The sequence below is a fragment of the Xenorhabdus griffiniae genome (assembly GCF_015163655.1).
Classification (GTDB): domain Bacteria; phylum Pseudomonadota; class Gammaproteobacteria; order Enterobacterales; family Enterobacteriaceae; genus Xenorhabdus; species Xenorhabdus griffiniae.
Genome location: NZ_JADEUF010000071.1, coordinates 1 through 20,256 on the forward strand (window position 1 = coordinate 1; position 20,256 = coordinate 20,256).

General features: G+C 44.7%; 15 protein-coding genes. 5 read left to right on the forward strand and 10 right to left on the reverse strand.

The window, feature by feature from the left end; all coding sequences use genetic code 11:
* Positions 1 to 272 precede the first annotated feature (272 nt).
* On the forward strand, positions 273 to 1,757 hold the full coding sequence (locus IQ211_RS12045; protein ID WP_189758562.1) for an aldehyde dehydrogenase family protein: 1,485 nt from the start codon (positions 273 to 275) through the stop codon (positions 1,755 to 1,757).
* Positions 1,758 to 1,810: 53 nt separating this feature from the next.
* Here IQ211_RS12045 and IQ211_RS12050 read toward each other — a convergent pair whose 3' ends face one another.
* From IQ211_RS12050 to rlmD, 7 genes are all read right to left on the reverse strand, one after another.
* The gene (locus IQ211_RS12050; RefSeq protein WP_189758563.1) at positions 1,811 to 3,196 is read right to left on the reverse strand and encodes an SLC13 family permease; all 1,386 of its coding nucleotides are present in this window, start codon (positions 3,194 to 3,196) and stop codon (positions 1,811 to 1,813) included.
* 351 nt (positions 3,197 to 3,547) lie between these two features.
* Positions 3,548 to 4,849 (reverse strand): phosphopyruvate hydratase, encoded by a 1,302-nt coding sequence (gene eno, locus IQ211_RS12055; protein WP_189758564.1) that lies wholly within the window; start codon positions 4,847 to 4,849, stop codon positions 3,548 to 3,550.
* A gap of 117 nt (positions 4,850 to 4,966) precedes the next feature.
* Positions 4,967 to 6,604 (reverse strand): glutamine hydrolyzing CTP synthase, encoded by a 1,638-nt coding sequence (gene pyrG / locus IQ211_RS12060; RefSeq protein WP_189758565.1) that lies wholly within the window; start codon positions 6,602 to 6,604, stop codon positions 4,967 to 4,969.
* Positions 6,601 to 6,894: a hypothetical protein gene (locus IQ211_RS12065; RefSeq protein WP_189758566.1), complete on the reverse strand. Its 294-nt coding sequence runs from the start codon at positions 6,892 to 6,894 to the stop codon at positions 6,601 to 6,603. The genes pyrG and IQ211_RS12065 overlap by 4 nt, the downstream gene beginning before the upstream one ends.
* Positions 6,864 to 7,655 (reverse strand): nucleoside triphosphate pyrophosphohydrolase, encoded by a 792-nt coding sequence (gene mazG, locus IQ211_RS12070; protein WP_189758567.1) that lies wholly within the window; start codon positions 7,653 to 7,655, stop codon positions 6,864 to 6,866. Before mazG ends, IQ211_RS12065 begins: the two co-directional genes overlap by 31 nt.
* Positions 7,656 to 7,671: 16 nt before the next feature.
* Positions 7,672 to 9,909, reverse strand: a complete 2,238-nt coding sequence (gene relA, locus IQ211_RS12075; RefSeq protein ID WP_189758568.1) for a GTP diphosphokinase — start codon at positions 9,907 to 9,909, stop codon at positions 7,672 to 7,674.
* Between the two features lie 9 nt (positions 9,910 to 9,918).
* Positions 9,919 to 11,256 (reverse strand): 23S rRNA (uracil(1939)-C(5))-methyltransferase RlmD, encoded by a 1,338-nt coding sequence (gene rlmD / locus IQ211_RS12080; RefSeq protein ID WP_189758579.1) that lies wholly within the window; start codon positions 11,254 to 11,256, stop codon positions 9,919 to 9,921.
* A gap of 53 nt (positions 11,257 to 11,309) precedes the next feature.
* Here rlmD and IQ211_RS12085 point away from each other — a divergent pair, with 53 nt between their 5' ends.
* Positions 11,310 to 13,661, forward strand: coding sequence for an ATP-binding protein (locus IQ211_RS12085; protein WP_189758569.1), 2,352 nt, complete (start codon positions 11,310 to 11,312; stop codon positions 13,659 to 13,661).
* On the opposite strand, the gene dgt is transcribed toward IQ211_RS12085, so the two are convergent.
* The gene (dgt, locus tag IQ211_RS12090; RefSeq protein ID WP_189758570.1) at positions 13,651 to 15,186 is read right to left on the reverse strand and encodes a dGTPase; all 1,536 of its coding nucleotides are present in this window, start codon (positions 15,184 to 15,186) and stop codon (positions 13,651 to 13,653) included. The genes IQ211_RS12085 and dgt overlap by 11 nt on opposite strands.
* Before the next feature lie 135 nt (positions 15,187 to 15,321).
* Between dgt and mtnN the strand changes: the two genes are divergently transcribed.
* Together mtnN and btuF are read left to right on the forward strand one after the other, a co-directional pair.
* Entirely contained in the window at positions 15,322 to 16,020 is a 699-nt protein-coding gene (mtnN, locus tag IQ211_RS12095) for a 5'-methylthioadenosine/S-adenosylhomocysteine nucleosidase (protein ID WP_189758571.1), read from the forward strand.
* 27 nt (positions 16,021 to 16,047) lie between these two features.
* Positions 16,048 to 16,884: a vitamin B12 ABC transporter substrate-binding protein BtuF gene (btuF, locus tag IQ211_RS12100; protein ID WP_189758572.1), complete on the forward strand. Its 837-nt coding sequence runs from the start codon at positions 16,048 to 16,050 to the stop codon at positions 16,882 to 16,884.
* A 13-nt stretch (positions 16,885 to 16,897) separates the two neighbouring features.
* Here btuF and IQ211_RS12105 read toward each other — a convergent pair whose 3' ends face one another.
* Positions 16,898 to 18,073 (reverse strand): benzoate/H(+) symporter BenE family transporter, encoded by a 1,176-nt coding sequence (locus IQ211_RS12105; RefSeq protein WP_189758573.1) that lies wholly within the window; start codon positions 18,071 to 18,073, stop codon positions 16,898 to 16,900.
* A gap of 96 nt (positions 18,074 to 18,169) precedes the next feature.
* Here IQ211_RS12105 and IQ211_RS12110 point away from each other — a divergent pair, with 96 nt between their 5' ends.
* Positions 18,170 to 18,751, forward strand: coding sequence for a helix-turn-helix domain-containing protein (locus tag IQ211_RS12110; RefSeq protein WP_189758574.1), 582 nt, complete (start codon positions 18,170 to 18,172; stop codon positions 18,749 to 18,751).
* Positions 18,752 to 18,907: 156 nt separating this feature from the next.
* On the opposite strand, the gene IQ211_RS12115 is transcribed toward IQ211_RS12110, so the two are convergent.
* The gene (locus IQ211_RS12115) at positions 18,908 to 20,104 is read right to left on the reverse strand and encodes an MFS transporter (RefSeq protein ID WP_223281589.1); all 1,197 of its coding nucleotides are present in this window, start codon (positions 20,102 to 20,104) and stop codon (positions 18,908 to 18,910) included.
* Between the last annotated feature and the right edge of the window lie 152 nt (positions 20,105 to 20,256).

Consider the following 20,256-nt stretch of genomic DNA (forward strand, 5'->3'; position numbering starts at 1 on the left):
AAATTAGTCTAATAATAACTTAGGAATATATACTCGATAAACGTCAAGTTGCAATCCGCAAAGCGAAGCAAGGCCTTATAAATAGGTTTTCATAATACTGAGAGTATCAGATGTTGGCGTTCCTTACCCCGCGCGGAGCGCGGGGTAAGGAATACTCCTATCATTTTGAAACGCTATTTATTTCCCCGCTGGGCGGGAAAATATAACAGGCATCTTGAAGGTAGATTGGCATATATCCTAGTATCCCAAAACCAAAGTACCCGGAGAATATAATGAAAAAACGACATGATATCGCAAAAGAATTGTTGCCTTGTAAATCTTATAAGATGCTGATTAATGGTGAGTGGGTTGATAGCATTTCAAAGAATACTCTGCAAAGCTACAGCCCTGCAACAGGTGAGTTGCTGACAGAATATGCAGCAGGGAATGCCGAAGATGTTGAACTTGCCGTCAAGGCTGCCCAAAAAGCCCTGCCAGCATGGAGCAAAACATCCGCGGCGGAGAGGCAATCTTTATTACTGAAAATTGCCGACTTACTGGAAGCCGAAGCCGAACGTTTTATTGTCCTTGAAACATTGGATGGTGGTAAAACCCAGACTCTATGTCGTCATTTCGATATTCCTTTCTCTGTTGATCATTTCCGCTACTTTGCCGGCGTTATCCGTGCTCATTCTGATACTACTGATGTCATCGATAATGACACGCTGAGCTTAGTCATCAGAGAACCCATTGGCGTAGTCGGGCAGATTATTCCGTGGAATTTCCCGCTATTAATGGCAGCCTGGAAACTCGCTCCTGCCCTTGCAGCCGGTAATACTATTGTTATCAATCCTGCCAGCCTGACGCCAATAACCCTGCTCGAATTGGGGCGTATTATGAACCAAGTTTTGCCAGCAGGTGTTGTCAATATTGTTACGGGGCGTGGCTCAGTTGTAGGCCAGGCAATCCTCGACCATAACGGTATCGACAAAGTGGCTTTTACCGGCTCAACAGAAGTCGGTTACAACGTTGCCGCAGCAGCGGCAAAAAGACTCATTCCGGCAACACTGGAATTGGGGGGTAAATCGGCCAACATTGTTTTCCCTGATGCCAACATGAAAAAGGCAATCAAATATGCAGCCAATGCAATTTTGCTAAATCAGGGGCAAGCCTGTGAATCCGGTGCGCGTCTGTTCCTGCATAAAGATATTCATGATGAATTCCTGAAGTCACTGAAAACCGTGTTTGAATCGATCAAAGTGGGCGATCCGATGCTGGCAGAAACTGAAATGGGTTGCCAGGTCAGTGAAGAACAGATGAACACCATTTTAGGTTATATCGACCTTGCAAGACAGGAAGGTGCAACCGTTTTAACTGGCGGAAAACGCATAACCGGAGCAGGATATGATGAGGGTTTCTTTATCCAACCGACGATCCTGACTAATGTTACCAATAAGATGCGGGTAGCACAGGAAGAGATTTTCGGGCCTGTGCTATGCGTCATTCCGTTCAGTAATGAAGAAGACGTTATCGAAATGGCCAATGATTCCGAATATGGCCTGGCAGGTGCTGTATGGACGCAGGATATTAACCGCGCCCTGCGTATCGCCAAAGCAATCAAAACAGGTCGTATGTGGATCAATACCTATCATGAATTGCCGGCCCACACGCCTTTCGGTGGTTATAAGAAATCAGGACTTGGGCGTGAAACTCACAAGATGATGTTGGATGCTTATACAGAAGTGAAAAATATCTATATCAGCACTAAAGAAGAGTAACACAATCGCCACCTGTAAGGGTGGCGATTTTGAGCATTAAGCGCCAGAAAGAATTACAGCCAGAAAAACCAGGCAATCGCAGAAATAATGGCAATACATACCAAATTCAGCACGATACCTACTCTGACCATTTCAACTTGTTTGATATAGCCGGTGCCATAAACAATCGCGTTAGGGGGTGTTGCTACAGGTAGCATAAATGCACAGGATGCCCCGATACCAATTATCATGGTCAAAACCACAATCGGCATTCCGAGCGCTTCTGCAACTGTGGCAAAAATAGGTACAAGCAGCGCTGCGCTCGCAGTATTACTGGTAAATTCTGTCAGGAAGATAATAAACGCAGCAATCGCAACGATGATCACAAACCAAGGGCTGCTACCAAAAGTCGCCGCCATGCCATTCGCCATCACTTCGCTGGCACCAGAATTTTTCAAAACGGCACTCAACGTCAGACCACCACCGAACAGCATCAATACGCCCCATTCAGTGTTATTTTGAATCTGTGACCATGTTGATACACCGGTGATACCAATCAGGATAGCGGCGCTCACTGCAATAATCGTATCCAGATCTTTGACACCGCCAAGAGCATCACTAATGAATGAACTGGAAATCCAGCACACTACGGTTAGCAGGAAAATACCCATGGTAGTAACACGCTTACCATTCCACTTCAGGTGCTCCAGTTCCAAATCAAATTTATGCTTCAAATTTGGACGCAACATGAGGTACATCACTCCCACCATCACTGGCATGAGAACAATGACCATTGGCACGCCGTATTTCATCCATGTAAAGAAATCCATCCCTAATTGTGCGGCAGCGATAGCATTGGGTGGGCTACCCACCAACGTCCCCAAGCCACCAATACTGGCGCTATATGCGACACCAAGCAGCACAAAAACAAAGGTATTGCGCTCAGTACGTACATCCAGATTCGCCAGAACACCGAGGATCAGTGGTAACATCATGGCAGCCGTTGCTGTGTTGCTTATCCACATAGAAAGCAGGGCAGTAATACCAAATATCAGCAATACCGCCACAGACAAACGCCCACGAGCAATCATCAGCAGACGGTTGGCGATCAATCTGTCCAAGCCCTGGATATGTAGCGCCGTTGCCAATGCAAAGCCACCGAAGAACAAAAAGATTATTGGGTTGGCAAAAGATTTCAGTGCATCACCGGTATTCATCAATCCCATACCGACCGCCAGAATAGGAATGCACAGCGCAGTAATGGTGACATGAATGGCTTCCGTTAACCATAACACACCAACAAATACCATTAATGCCAGACCCACATTTGCTTTTTCCCCATAGGGCAAAAACTTAAGCAATATCACAAGCAAAATGATGTCCAGCGCGAGAATAATTAAGCCTCTTTTATTTGAGGGTGTAGGCCCAATCGCTGGGGTTAAAGATTCAGAAGCGTCCATGAAGACTCCATAAAACAATGAAACATAACTCTGTAATGTAAAAAGATAATTGATGAATCATTGCCACAAATGTTAAAGAATTACATTACATGTGAAATAATAAGGAGTATTAACAAGGAATAAAATACGAGTTGTATAATTTTGGGATCTGCTACGCGGGATTTGTCTGTCCACTGGATTTTTGTTCAAAAAAAGAACTGAATTTCTGTTGTTATATCACATTTTTATCCTGCAATAAGCTAAGTGACCAGCATGAAAAATAAAATTTTCTTTCGATAAGAAGGCGAAAGAGAGTAAGCTCTTTCGCCAAAACATAAATAATATTTATTTTTCAGAGAAAAAAGCCAGCAATTATGCCTGGCCTTTCACTTCTTTCAGGCCGTTGAAAGGAGCACGATTACCCAATGCTTCTTCGATACGGATCAGCTGGTTGTATTTAGCAACACGGTCAGAACGGCTCATCGAACCCGTTTTGATTTGACCCGCAGCAGTACCAACAGCCAGATCAGCAATAGTTGCATCCTCAGTTTCACCAGAACGGTGAGAGATGACCGCGGTGTAACCGGCATCTTTTGCCATTTTGATTGCAGCCAGAGTCTCAGTCAAAGAACCGATCTGGTTGAACTTGATCAAGATAGAGTTTGCGATGCCTTTTTCGATACCTTCTTTCAGGATCTTGGTGTTAGTTACGAACAAATCGTCACCAACCAACTGGATTTTGTCACCCAACACTTTAGTCTGGTAAGCAAAGCCGTCCCAATCAGATTCATTCAGACCATCTTCGATGGAAACAATTGGGTACTCTTTGGTTAATCCTTCCAGATAGTGGGTAAATTCCTGAGAGGTGAAAGTCTTGCCTTCGCCTTTCAGTTCATAATTGCCAGTCTCTTCGTTATAGAATTCAGAAGCTGCACAGTCCATCGCCAGAGTAATGTCTTTACCCAGCACGTAACCCGCTTTCTCAACCGCTTCTTTGATGGCTGCCAGTGCTGCTGCGTTAGATTCCAGGTTTGGTGCATAGCCACCTTCATCACCCACCGCAGTGCTCATGCCTTTGGCTTTCAACACTTTCGCCAGATTGTGGAATACTTCGGAACCTATGCGTACAGCTTCTTTCAGTGTGCTTGCGCCAACTGGCTGGATCATGAATTCTTGAATATCTACGTTGTTATCTGCATGTTCACCACCATTGATGATGTTCATCATTGGCAGAGGCATAGAGAATTTACCCGGAGTCCCGTTCAACTCAGCGATGTGCTCGTATAGAGGCATACCTTTCGCTGCGGCTGCTGCTTTGGCGTTCGCGAGAGAAACAGCCAAAATCGCGTTAGCACCGAAGTTAGATTTGTTTTCAGTACCATCCAGCTCGATCATGATCTTGTCGATGTTAGCCTGATCTTTCGCATCCTGACCGACCAGAGCCTGTGCAATTGGGCCGTTAACCGCAGAAACGGCTTTCAGTACACCTTTCCCCATGAAACGAGACTTATCGCCATCACGCAGTTCCAGCGCTTCGCGAGAACCGGTTGATGCACCTGATGGCGCAGCAGCCAGACCAACAAAGCCTCCTTCCAGATGTACTTCTGCTTCTACCGTTGGGTTACCACGGGAGTCGATGATTTCACGGCCAAGCACTTTAACGATTTTGGACATTAGGTTTTCCTCAGTACAAGTTAAATTACGGACAACAGATTGAAACTAAAACCATTTTCTTAAACAGAAATGACCTTAAAAGCCAATTAGCTTAATCTCAATCCATTGCCCCATATCTTATTTCAACTGGCCTTTCTGATATTTGCCAGCAGCTTCGACAAAGCCAGCAAACAACGGATGACCATCGCGAGGCGTTGAAGTGAATTCTGGGTGGAACTGACACGCGACGAACCACGGATGCGCTGGGTTCTCGATGATTTCCACCAGTTTATTGTCGATTGAACGGCCAGCAATGCGCAAGCCGGCATCTTCAATGCGTTTCAACAGTAAATTATTCACTTCATAACGATGGCGATGACGCTCAACGATGTCACTCTGGCCATAAAGTTTATGTACCAGACTATTTTCAGTCAGATGGCACAATTGGCCCCCAACGCGCATCGTTCCGCCGAGATCGCTCTCTTCGCTACGTACTTCTACGTTGCCGTTCTCATCACGCCATTCGGTGATCAGAGCAACAACCGGTAACTTACATTCAGGATCGAATTCAGTGGAGTTAGCCTCTGCCATTCCCGCAACATTGCGAGCGAATTCAATCATAGCCACTTGCATACCCAAACAAATGCCTAAATAAGGGATCTTGTTTTCACGGGCATAACGTGCGGTCATGATCTTACCTTCGATACCACGGCCACCGAAGCCACCAGGTACCAAAATCGCATCCAGACCTTTCAATACGTCAACACCACGCGTTTCAACATCCTGTGAATCGATCAGCTTGATGTTGACAGTCAGACGATTTTTCAGCCCGCCATGTTTCAGTGCTTCAATCACTGACTTATACGCATCTGGCAGTTCAACGTATTTACCCACCATCCCAATGGTCACTTCACCCGATGGGTTGGCTTCTTCATAAATGACCTGTTCCCATTCAGACAGATCCGCTTCCGGGCATTCGATGCTGAATCGTTTACAAATATAATCATCTAAGCCCTGAGATTTCAAGAGGGCTGGAATTTTATAAATGGAATCAACATCTTTTAAAGAGATAACCGCTTTCTCTGGTACGTTACAGAAAAGCGCAATTTTTGCACGCTCATTGGCAGGAATAATGCGATCTGAACGGCAGATCAATACGTCCGGCTGAATACCAATGGACAGTAATTCTTTCACGGAATGCTGAGTGGGTTTCGTTTTCACTTCGCCCGCTGCGGCCATATATGGCACCAGCGTCAGATGCATGAACAGCGTGTTTTCACGGCCAACTTCCACTGCCATCTGACGAATGGCTTCAAGGAATGGCAGGGATTCGATATCACCAACCGTGCCACCGATTTCCACCAACACAACATCATGGCCTTCTGCCCCACGGATAATGCGGTCTTTGATTTCATTGGTGATGTGAGGGATAACCTGAATGGTTGCCCCCAAATAATCGCCACGGCGTTCTTTGCGCAGCACTTCTGAATAGACACGGCCCGTTGTGAAGTTATTGCGGCGTGTCATTTTGGTTCGGATGAAACGTTCGTAATGACCTAAATCAAGATCAGTTTCAGCGCCATCTTCGGTAACGAAAACTTCCCCGTGTTGGGTTGGGCTCATTGTGCCTGGATCGACGTTGATATACGGGTCCAGTTTCATAATGGTGACATTGAGTCCACGGGCTTCGAGTATAGCCGCCAAAGAGGCTGCGGCAATGCCTTTACCCAGAGAGGATACGACCCCGCCGGTCACAAAAATATAATTAGTTTTCATGCTGAACCTGAAAGTTTAGGTTTAAAAGGATGATGAATATAACAGGACGGGAAAGCAGTATACCCTAACCTTAATTTCGCTACAAACCATCTAAATGGGGTAAGGTGCCACATAAACAGTAACATTGCGAAACAAACACCCATCTTTCTCTTTAAATTCATTAAGTTATTGGTGTGAAATTTTTTCACCCGCCGCAGGTTATTCAGCCGTTTAAGCGACATCCTTTTCGCTATTTCCATCTTTTTTGTGATTGCTCTCTCTACGCCTTTTGACTTTTCACGCGCTGCCACATCGCTTCCATTTCATCTAATGTAGCCGTTTCCAGTGACATGCCTTTGTCGAGGATCAATTTTTCGACATGACGGAAACGATTCTCGAATTTCTTGCAGGCTTTTTGTAGTGCAATCTCCGGCTTATGCCCCAAATGACGGGATAAATTAACCACCGAAAACAGTAAATCCCCCAATTCTTCTTCCAGTCGATCTTTATCAAGTACCGCCTGCTTTGCTTCATCCATGACTTCATCAATTTCTTCATAGACTTTGTCCAGCACAGGGCCAATGGTATCCCAATCAAAACCGACCGAGGCACAGCGTTTCTGGATTTTATACGCCTTCATCAAGGCCGGTAAACTAGCGGGAATATCATCCAGTACCGAATGCTGATCTTTCTCAGCCCGTTCTGCGGCCTTACGTTGTTCCCAACTGCTGATTGCCTCTTCGCCGCTGATACCCGCTTGTTGATTGAAGATATGGGGATGGCGACGCTCCAGTTTGTCACACACCGCCTCACAGATATCATTAAAATCAAACTGTTGCTGCTCTTGAGCCATCTGCGCATAAAATACGATATGAAACAGCAGATCCCCCAGTTCTTCTTTTAGGGCGTTGATATCATTGCGCTCAATCGCATCAAGCACTTCATAGGTTTCTTCCAGAGTATAAGGGGCAATCGTAGCGGAGGTTTGCACTTTATCCCAAGGACAGCCATCCTGGGGATGGCGCAACTGCGCCATGATCCTCTTTAGTCGTTCAATAGCGTTCTGTTTCATCTTAATCCATTTTCAATCAATTACCATGTAAGCGTCTGGCTTCAATCACATCAGACAACTGGTTGAGTTTCGCCAATACCCGCCCAAGCACTTGCAAGTTATAAATCTCAATGTTCATATCAATGGTGGCAAGCTGCTGCTTAACATCACTGCGGCTGCTGACGCCCAACACATTGATTTTCTCATTAGCGAGGATGGTCGTGATGTCACGCAATAATCCACTGCGATCATTGGCAACAACGCGCACCACCAGTGAATAGCCGCTGGAATAACTTTCCCCCCACACTGCATCGACTATCCTTTCCGGTGAGCTGGCTTCGAGTTCCGCCAACTGATCACAGTCAGCACGGTGGATGGAGATCCCTCGCCCACGTGTAATAAATCCAATAATTTCATCACCAGGGATAGGCTGGCAACAACGGGCAATGTGGTGCATTAAGTTGCCTACCCCTTCCACGACAATACGGCCATTATCTTTGCTGGTATTACGTGGCGTATAGGTTTTATTCTCCAGGTTGCGAAGCGCTTCGCGATCTTCTTCTTCCGCCGTAATTTTATTGAATTTGCTTTGCAGGAAATTCACTAACTGGTGAATGCGGATATCACCAACGCCAATGCCTGCTAACACTTCTTCCAACGTATGGACGTTATAACGAGCAATCAGCTCTTTCTCTGCTTCCTTGACCGTGATCCCTAAGTGTGTCAACTCATTGTCCAGCATCTGGCGACCGGCAATGATGTTCTTGTCACGATCTTGTTTACGGAACCAATTGTGGATTTTTGCGCGCCCACGGCTGGTCGTCACATAGCCAAGGTTAGGATTCAACCAATCACGGCTTGGGTTAGGCTGTTTCTGGGTAATGATTTCAATCTGATCGCCCATTTGAAGTTGATAGCTGAATGGTACGATGCGTCCGCCAATTTTTGCCCCAATGCAGCGATGGCCGACATCACTGTGAATATGATAAGCAAAATCCAACGGCGTGGAGCCGATTGGCAAATCAATCACATCCCCTTTTGGCGTAAAGACATAAACGCGATCGTCAAACACCTGACTACGCACTTCATCCAGCATTTCGCCGCTATCCGCCATTTCTTCCTGCCATGCGATCAACTTCCGCAACCAGGCAATACGGCTTTCATAACTGCCGGATTTACCACCACCAAGCGCAGTGCCTTCTTTGTATTTCCAATGCGCTGCAACGCCAAGTTCCGCATCATCATGCATCTGGCGGGTACGGATCTGGATCTCAAGCGTTTTGCCATTCGGCCCCAAAACAACGGTATGAATCGATTGGTAACCATTCGGTTTCGGGTTGGCAACGTAATCGTCGAATTCATCTGGTAAATGACGATAGTGAGTATGCACTATCCCCAGCGCTGCATAACAATCCTGCAAACGCTCGACAACAATCCGCACAGCGCGCACATCAAATAATTCATCAAAAGCGAGGGATTTTTTCTGCATTTTGCGCCAAATGCTGTAAATATGCTTCGGACGCCCATATATTTCAGCGCGAACGCCCTCTTTCAGCATATATTTACGCAAAGTCGTCACAAATTTCTCGATATACTGTTCACGATCAATTCGGCGCTCATGCAATAACCTGGCAATTTTCTTATATTCATCGGGATGCAAGTAGCGGAAACAGAAATCTTCCAGCTCCCATTTTAGCTGTCCGATACCCAGCCGGTTAGCGAGAGGCGCATAGATATTGGAACACTCTTTAGCCGCCAACACCCGCTCATCTTCACTGGCATCTTTCACTTCCCGCAAATGGGCAATGCGTTCTGCCAGTTTGATAATGACACAGCGAAAATCTTCCACCATCGCCAGCAGCATCCGGCGAACATTATCGACCTGTACCGAGCAAGTCGCATCGGTATGAGTGGCTTTCAGTTGGCGAATGGCATCCATTTCCATTACACCATGCACCAGATTCGTGATGGCCTTGCCAAATGTTTCTGTCACGGTTTCGCTATCGAGTAGCCTGGCATTAAGGATGGGAAAAAGTAGCGCAGCACGCATACTGTCATTATCCATGCTCAATGTGGACAGGATCTCCACCATTTCCACACCGCGCCATAGCAACAGTTCCGCATTGGGGTGGCCTTGGACTTTTTCGTGACAATATCGCCAGGTTTCAACCAACTTTTCACTGGATTGTGGGTTAGTAATGTTTAAACTCGCGATCCACTTATCGACCGCAAATTCACCTGCCGGTGTGAGATGCGCACTTCTTACCGCAACCATAATTTCTCCCTACTCGATATCCATTGGCTCACTGCTAAACAGCGCCATAGATTCTAGATGGCCTGTGTGTGGAAACATATCCAGCATCCGCACACTGACAAGATGATAACCCGCCGCCAACAAGACCTTGCTGTCACGTGCAAGTGTTGTGGGATTACAGGAAACGTAAACCACTTTTTCGGGGGCCAATTTTACAATATGTGCCATAACGCCCGCTGCACCAGCGCGGGCGGGGTCCAGCAGCACTTTATTGAACCCTTGGGCAGCCCAGGGCTGTTGGTGAATATCCGATTCCAGATTTTCATGAAAAAAATCGACGTTATTAAGTTTATTGAGCTGAGCGTTATATTGCCCGCTCGCCACCAGCTCAGCAACCCCTTCCACACCCACGGTTGCCTGTACTTGCGTGGCAATCGGCAGGGTAAAATTCCCCATGCCACAAAACAGATCCAATACTCTGTCTGTTGGTTGCAAATCCAGCCATGCCAACGCTTGTGCAACCATTTGTTGGTTAACGACATCGTTCACCTGAATAAAATCTTGTGGGCTGAACACCAATTTCAATCCATTCACCTGATACCACGGTGCTGTTTGCTCTTCAATCAATGGTTCAAGGGATTTTTCTTCACCCAACAGATAAATCGCAACATTGTACTGCACCGAAAAAATGCACAGTATTTCCTTATCTTCCTGCTTAAGTGGATCAAGATGACGCAACACAACTAATGGCCCATTCTCAGCCAACACCAATTCCACGTGCCCTAATCGTTTTACTGCGTGCAGGCTATTCAGACACTGATGCAACGGCCGCAATAATTGTTCCAATTCAGGGCGCATAACAGGACAATGTTGAATATTCACCAAATCGTTGGTCTGGCTCTGGCGAAACCCCATCAATAATGTGCGTTGTTTGGCGTGATATTGCAGACCAAGTCTAGCCCTGCGCCGATAGCCATATTCTGGACTACGAATGACGGGATGTGCACTGATGTTAACGCCTGTTTCCCGCTGGATCAGGTGTTCCAGTACGCTTGCCTTCGTTTTAACTTGCAGTTCAGCGGCAACATGCTGCTGTTGGCATCCGCCACACACTTTAAAATGTGGGCAGTGAGGTGCGACGCGATGCAGGCTGTCTGATAGCCTTTTCACGACTTTAGCTTTAGCAAATTGGCGTTTTTCTTCTGTCAGTTGGATTTGTGCCTGCTCACCCGGCAATAATCCTGCGATAAAGATCGTTTTTCCCTGATGACGAGCAATGCCTTGCCCTTGTGCATCAAGGTTATCTGCGGTAACGGAAATAATGCCTCGGTTTACGGAGCGACGGTTTGGGGAGTAAAATTGCACCATGATTCTGACTGACTTTGAAAAATTGAGTTCTGATTTTCCCACAATGGACGCCTATGACCAAATATAGCCTACGCACCCGTATGATGAGCCTGATATTGGTTCCTGTTTTACTGGTCGGAACGCTTGTGAGTATATCATTTATCTCATACCGCTATTACGAGTTGAAGAGCCTGATAGTCCGCAGTGGGATCAGCATTATTGAACCCTTATCCATCGCCAGCGAGGTTGGCATTAATCTGGACAACTGCCAGCAAGTTGACTCATTGATAAACAGCTTGCATCGCCGAAACTCTGAGATTGTCAGGGCAATTGCGATCTTTGATAAGCATAACAAGTTATTCGATATTTCGAATGACAAGTATGACGTCAATCGCTTGAGGCTCGCGGCCAACGAAGCCATGCCTAAGACCTTGTCGAAAACGGAATACGGCAACAGTATCATTCTGAAGATGCCAATTATCTCAGAAACCTCTTCTCCTAATCCCTGGAACACTTCCACCAGCGATGCGCTGCCGGTTGGCTATATCGCGATTGATTTGGACTTACGCGCGGCTCAGCTCCAACAATACAAGGAGATTGCCACCTCCATCGTTCTGCTGATTTTGTGCCTTGGTGGAACAGCGCTGTTTGCCCATGTGCTGGTACGCAAAGTCACCCAACCCTTGAACTGCATGGTTAAAGCCGTTGATCGTATCCGTCAGGGACAACTGAACAGCCGCGTGACAGGCGCCATGCCTGGAGAGTTATCCGCGCTCCAGAATGGTATCAACACCGTGGCAGAATCACTCTCGAAATACAAAGATGAGATGCAGCTTCATATCGATCAAGCTACTTCCGACCTGCAAATTACGATGGAACAGCTAGAAATTCAGAATGTTGAACTGACTATCGCCAAAAAACGCGCCCAAGAGGCGGTCAGGATCAAAACAGAATTTCTGGCCAATATGTCCCACGAATTACGCACGCCGCTTAATGGTGTTATTGGCTTTACCCGCCAGATGTTAAAAACCCCCATTACGCCACAACAGATGGAATATCTGTATGTCATTGACAGATCGGCTAATAACCTGCTGAAAATCATCAATGATATTCTGGATTTCTCACGGCTGGAATCCAATAAACTGGTATTGGATCAAGTGCCTTTTCTGCTAAGGGATACCGTCAATGAAGTTATTGAACTGCTGACGCCAGCGGCCAACGCGAAAAATCTTCCTCTGCATCATCATATTGATGAGAAGTTACCTAATTTGATGATTGGCGATCCTATTCGCTTACAGCAAATACTGACTAACCTGATTGGTAATGCCATTAAATTCACAGATAAAGGCGATGTGACGCTGGATATCAAATTACGCCAGCAAAAACACCATCTTGTACAGATCGATTTTACCGTGACTGATACGGGTATCGGTATTAAACCCGAATACCGTCCAATTCTATTCCAGGCCTTCAATCAAGCAGATGCCAGTATTACCCGCCATTACGGGGGAACCGGACTAGGATTAAGTATCACTAAGCGACTGGTGAGTGAAATGAAAGGAAACATTGACTTTACCAGTGAAGTCGCTAAAGGGACGGTATTTTACTTTGATATCTGGCTGGAAAAAGAGGAATATCCATTCGGATCACTGCCAGAATATCCACCAATCTGTTCGGCATCATCGCGTTTACCCATGACTGTTATGGCAGTGGACGATAATCCCGCTAACCTGAAATTGATCGGCACACTGCTGCATGAACTGGTTGAAAATACCTTTCTGTGTAGTAATGGCATCGAGGCGCTGGAAATAGCGAGACAACATGCGCTGGATCTGATTTTGATGGATATCCAAATGGCGGATATGGATGGCATCCAGACATCTGAGCAAATCCAACAATTACCCCAACATAAAGAGACACCGATTGTGGCTGTTACGGCCTTTGCCTGCCATGAAGCAAAGAATGCACCGTTTATTGACTGTCTTTCCAAGCCACTGGATGAAAACTGCCTGAAAACATTGCTAAACCAATATTGCCGGCAGAAAAAAACACAAGCCATTGACTGGGAGATGGCATTGAAGCGAACCGCTGGTAAAGAATCATTGGCACGGGAGATGCTAGAAATGCTGGTAAAATCATTGCCTGACATGAAAGGCATGATTAAACAGGCTTTAACCGCCGATGATGAAGCGATCCGCAAACACTTTCAGCATCATGTCCACCAATTACACGGCAGTTGCTGCTATAACGGCGTCCCTAAACTGAAAGCAATTTGCGAATTGGTTGAAAAACAGCTGCAACAAGGGGTTGCCCTGACTGATCTGGAACCAGAATTGCTGGAATTCATGGACGAGATCAATCATGTCATGGCAGCCGCTCCTGATATACTTGAGGCTACCATGCCACTCGAACCCGTTACTTTGTGACCATAAACTTACGATATTCTTCGTAAGCGTAATTATCCGTCATGCCACTGATATAGTCCTGAATAAGACGTGCTCGATAATAAAACTCGATCACATCTTTTTCAGCCTCATCAGTGGCAACAATTCCCTCCACGGCTTCACCATAAGCCAAACGATGCTTGGTCGACAGTTTGTGCAGCAAGCGCGTTTCAATAAAATATTTTTTATGGAAATTATTTTGATTCAGTTCCATGAAATCCTGGCGGGATAATGCCAGCAAAGGACTATATACATCCAGCAATCCGGTAATAATTTGGTATCCCTGTAACTCCAGTTCTTCCACTTCAGGATGATTGAAAACCCGTTTACGGGTGACATTTTTCAACGTCTTCAATAAACGATGTTCTTCCCCATTTCCTTCCAACAGGGCATGATTAAATGTACCTGCATAGATTTCAGGCAGATGTTCAATAAACAATTTGGCGGTATAAGGCACCAATTTTCCTGTAATAAATACCCGTAAGTACATGAAAAATTGTTCGTGGATATTACGACGAGCTTCATTATTGGTGGTTTTCTGATAGGCTTGTTTCACCGTAGATTCGAACAAATCACCTTTCCTGTGTCCGCCGTTCTCTTCCCACTCTTTTTTCAGGCACTCTACCAATTGTTCAACATTAAAAATGCCCTTTTCCACCGCATCATCCAAATCTGCAATGCAATATGAGATATCATCTGCGGCTTCCATAATGTATGTCAGCGGAAAACGACAAAACGTCCCCATTTGCAGTTCTTTTCTCAATTCACAGATAAAGCTCTCTTCTGACCAGTAGTAACCTATTTTCTTCATCAGGTAACTGAATTCAGTCGGTATCTCTTCCAGACGATAGGCCGGACAGGTATATTTCAATATGCAGCCAATCTGGGCATAAGTGAGATTTAAACGCAACAGATTATGGGCCAGACGGATAGCCTGGGCATTACCTTCAAACTGGCATAAATCTCTGCGCAATTGCCGACGGAACAGATCTTTCTTTTCTTCCCCCGTCAGGCGTAATGCCGCGACCTGACAGGCATCCTGCCGATCCGCCGTTTGCAGCAAATGGAGAGAATAGTCAGGATCTAATCGGCGGGAAAACCAATCTTTAATGGCAGCCTCGCCAAAATGACCAAATGGGGGATTGCCAATATCATGCATCAAACACGCCATCTCAACCAGGCTTTCAAAAGCAAGCAAGCGCTCACTTAGCCCATATTTTTCCAATAAACCCTGCTTTGCTAACTCGGCAATAATCGTTTTTGAGATATAGCGCCCTATTTGCTGCACTTCGAGCGAATGTGTCAGCCGACTGCGTACCGCCGCATTACGTTCCAGTGGAAATACCTGTGTTTTCTGTTGCAACCGCCGAATAGCGGCTGAGTTGATGATCCGTCCACGATCACTTTCAAATTGGCGAATCACTTGCTCTTCATCATCGGGATGAATGGAAGACTTACTGAATTTGCGTTGGTAATTTAACTTCTGCTTGAAATCAATCTTAGACATTAATCCCCCCATGCCAAATATAACGATTATTTAGAATTGGAATCTGCGGTAAATAGCCATTCAATGATACACTTGCCAGTTAAATCGGCCTGTTAATTAGGCATCAATCCATTAATAACAAGCGAGTATGACACAATGAAAATAGGCGTAATAGGGGCGATGGAACAAGAAGTGACTTTATTGCGTGACCAGATTGAAGGTCTGCAAACATTGTCACGAGGTGGCTGCGAAATTTATACCGGCAAACTGAATGGCGTTGATATCGCCTTGTTGAAATCGGGTATTGGTAAAGTTTCCTCCGCACTTGGAACCACCCTGTTGATTGAGCATTGTCAACCAGATATCGTGATTAACACGGGTTCCGCCGGTGGCCTTGATCCTAACCTGAAAGTGGGTGATATCGTGGTTTCCGAAGAAGTTCGCTATCATGACGCCGATCTTACCGCTTTCGGCTATGAACCGGGACAAATGGCGCAATGCCCGGCGGCATTTATCGCTGACGATAAGTTAATTGCCTTGGCAGAAAAATGTATCCAGTCCCTCAACCTGAATGCCGTTCGTGGCCTGGTTTGCAGTGGTGATGCCTTTATCAATGGGTCAGAGCCATTGGCACGCATTCGAACCACCTTCCCGAAAGTTGCTGCGGTTGAAATGGAGGCGGCGGCCATTGGTCATGTCTGCCATCAATATCACATTCCTTTTGTTGTCGTTCGTGCTATTTCTGACGTTGCCGATCAAGAATCCCATATCAGTTTTGATGAATTTTTAGTTGTTGCGGCACGTGAATCGACGCGGATGGTCAATGCCATGCTGACTGAACTCAGCAAACAGTAATCCATCATTTACAGTGGAGCATAAATAATGAAATCACTGATTTCCCATCGAGCTATTTGGCTGGCATTCTTATGCCTTTTGTATAGCTTTTGGTCTGGTTTCAGTGCTCCACTTTATGCAGCCGCTTCCCGGGTTATTAGCCTTGCCCCATCAACGACAGAGCTGGCATATGCTGCGGGGCTGGGCGACCAGCTTGTCGCAGTTAGTGCTTACTCAGATTACCCTGAAGCCGCTAAAAAATTAGAACAAGTTGCTGATTGGCAAGGCATCAATATTGAACGGATCATCGCCCTGAAACCTGACCTGATTCTGGCATGGCGTGGTGGTAACCCCCAACGTCCTCTGGCACAACTCGCTGCTTTAGGTATCCCCATTTTTTATTCGGATGTGAAAAAAGTAGAAGATGTTGCATCAGAACTGGAACGGCTGGCTGCCTATAGCCCACATCCTGATATGGCTAAACAATCAGCTACAGATCTTCGTGATAAGTTCAGCCAATTAAAACAAAAGTATGCCAACCTGAACCCTAAGCCTGTATTCTTGCAGTTTGGTATGCAGCCGATTTTTACTTCCTCAAACCATACTATCCAAAGCGAAATTGTCTCCGTATGTGGTGGTAAAAATATTTTCTCTGATAGCCCTGTTCCGTGGCCACAGGTTAACCGTGAGCAAGTGCTTACCCGCAAACCGGAAGTGATTGTCATCGGTGGAGCGGAAGGGCAAAAACAGCAGGTGGCCGATTTTTGGCGACCACAAATGAACGTGACTATTATCGCCCTGAATGATGACTGGTTTAGCCGTGCGGGGCCAAGGATTATTTGGGCGGCAGAACAACTTTGTCAGCAGTTAAATCGCCCCAATTGAATAACCTATTTTTTTATCTTGGTGCGTTTTTTAGCACGCTGTGAGCAATGATCCCGCCAATTAATCCCCAAAATGCTGAACTGATACCCAGTAAATTAGCGCCTGATGCAGTGACAAGGAAGCAGATAATTGCAGCATCTCTTGTGTAATCGTCCTTAATCGCTTGATTTAGGCTATTTGTAAAGGTGCCAAGCAATGCCAATCCAGCCAGAATTTTTATTAATGGGGCTGGAACCGCGCTAAACAGATAGAAAATTGCCCCGCCCAAAAGGCCAGCCAACAAATAGAAAAAACCGGCACTGACTGCCGCAACATACCGTTTCTTTGGATCGGGATGGACATCGCTTCCCATACAAATGGCAGCCGTAATTGCAGCAATACAAATACTAAATCCCCCAAAAGGGGCCAGAATAATTGCCACCAATGATGTCCAGCTAAGTAACCTGGATGCACGGGGAGGATATCCTGCTGCCTGTAAGGTGGCGATTCCTGGTGCATTTTGTGAAGCCATCGTAACGATAAAAAATGGAATACCCACGCCAATAAGCGCAGTTACGTTAAATTGTGGCATAACAAATTCAGGCATGGAAAACACCATGTTTTCACCCGCTAACGTTAACTCACCGCTGAGAATAGAAATAATCAATCCAGCGGCCAGCGTCGAAATTATTGCGTATAACGGAAAGTAGCGGCGGACAATTAAGTAAACAAGTAACATAGCGCCACAAAGCCAAACGTTGACTTGTAACATTGCAAACGCCTCTAAACCGAAGCGGAGCAATATGCCGGCAAGCATTGCCGCCGCGATGGTATGCGGGATGTAGGTCATTAATTTGGCAAATAGTCCGGTAATACCGCATATCAACATTAATGCCGAAGCGAAGATAAAAATACCGATGGCTTCGTTAACAGATGTGTCCGGCAAATTTGTCGCCAATAATGCAATTCCCGGTGTCGACCAGGCCGTTAAAATGGGAGTGCGATAATAGAGGGACAGCCCAATTGTCGTGATCCCCATTCCCACGCCGAGCATACTGAGCCAGGCGCCTATTTGTGATGGCTCAACGCCGATTGCCGTCACCGCTTGGAGAATTATTGCCACTGAACTAGCATAACCCACTAACACCGCAACAAACCCTGTGACAAGTGTTGCTGGTGAAAAATCCCTGAAAAATGATAATTTAGACATAGACATTACCTAACCGGACGTTATAACGGACGACGGTGAGAATAACATCGTCCGTTATAACGTTCAATTATGTATCCATTTTTTGAGCAGGCGCCAATGAGTGATATCACATCGAAAATTGCTGAAAAATTTAAATCATTAAGAGCTTCCCGCGGGTTAAGCCTCAGCCAGGCGGCTAAATTGACGGGAGTCAGTAAGGCGATGCTTGGTCAAATCGAACGCGGCCAATCAAGCCCAACGATTTCGACACTGTGGAAAATCGCAACAGGTTTTAATATTGCTTTCTCGACTTTTTTAGAAGGCGCAGCCCCCCAATCTCAGCCTGTATTACATCGATTTAATGACTTACCGATTTTTGAACAAAACAACTCAGGTATGCGTGTCACACCACTCATCCCCTTTGATGACGAACTCTTCATTGATTTATTAAAAATAGAATTAGTACCGGGTGCGTCAAGTGAATCTTCTCCGCATGAATTCGGGGTAATAGAGCATGTTATCGTACTCAGTGGGGAACTCGATCTGCGTCTTAATGATACTTGGCATAAAATTTCAGCAGGTGAATCCATGCGTTTTCATGCCGATTGTCACCACGCTTATGCTAATTCAGGCGATAACCTGGTTATCATCCATAACCTTATTCACTATCCGAATAGCAAAATATCATCAACCTCTTAATTATTTTTACAATTAGTTACTGCATTGACATACGAATTCACCATCAGATAAAGAAACGTGCTTTATACTGAGCACGTTACAATCCCCATAACACGCGCTGCTGGTCATTTATCGCCATATCGACGACTTGCTGAATTGCTACAAAGCTATATTTACTCATTCGATAATTTTTGACTTTTTATGAAAAAAAACAATTGTGTATATAAAAATCAATATAATACCAATATAATTTAAAATATTCCATCCACCTGGATAACTCATCACGATCCCTACAGATAATGATGAAATCATATTAGATAGATAAACTATTAATGAGTTCACCCCCTGTAATTTATGTTTAAATTTACTGTTTACAAATCCATTAAGCAGAAATGTTCCGCCATTAAACATAAATGCCCATCCTAACCCAACAAAAAACAATGAAAATAGAAAACCATGAAATCCATCTACAAAAATAGCTATAAACATTCCAATTATAAAAAACAAAGATCCAAATAAGATTATATTTTTTGTTTTTAGTCTACTGACAAGAAATGGAAGTATTAATGCTGGAGCATACATAGCGAAGAAATGCCACTGTAAAACAAATGCACTATCTTCTACTGCAAATTCAGCATGTAACATAGCTAAAGGCGTAGAATTCATCAATAACGTCATCAAGGAAAATCCTATAGCACAGCTACTTGTTGCCAAAAAAAACAGTCTTGATTTTAATAAATCAGTGAGGTCTTCATTTTTATCATTAGTGTTATGATGTGTATCAATTATTTCTTTTTTTAATTCCACAGGTACATATACAAATAATTGAATAACAATTACAACAAGACATACTATAGATGTTAATAAGAATGTTCCCAAAAAATGGTAATCAGGAAATATATATTCACCTTTCATAGCTAAAAAAGGACCCAATACTCCTCCCAAAATACCACCACCGATAATAATCGACGTAGCTCTTTTTTTATTTAATTCGTCATCAAATATTTCAGCTGAAGCAAATCTGTAATATTGATTAAATACAGTTGAGCACCCTAATATGAATACACCAAGTATAAAAAGAATAAATGATTGGTAAATAATAGATACGCCCGCTAATCCACTACCAATTAATCCTATTATATTACCTATAATAAAAGCAACTTTTCTTCCATATAGTTCCATTAGCATTGAAGCATAATAAACCATTAAAGCAGCACCACAAACTGTCGCAGTTATTGGTAATGTAGATAAATAATCAATGGGAGATAATGTATTGCCAACTAATGTTGATGTTAATGTCAGCAGGGAAATAATTGAACCATTAAGCCCCTGACATATAAAAAGAAGTATTAAATTCACATATCTTTTATTCATTTTTACCACTTTCACATTTTAATTAAAGATATATACGCATTCATATACCGGATCTTAAGAATTAAGCCTTTCAAAACACGCCTCCAATGTTTTGTTTTTACATGATTTTCTTTGCGGTGTTTTGAAAGCATTCCGGCATAAATATTCCCTCG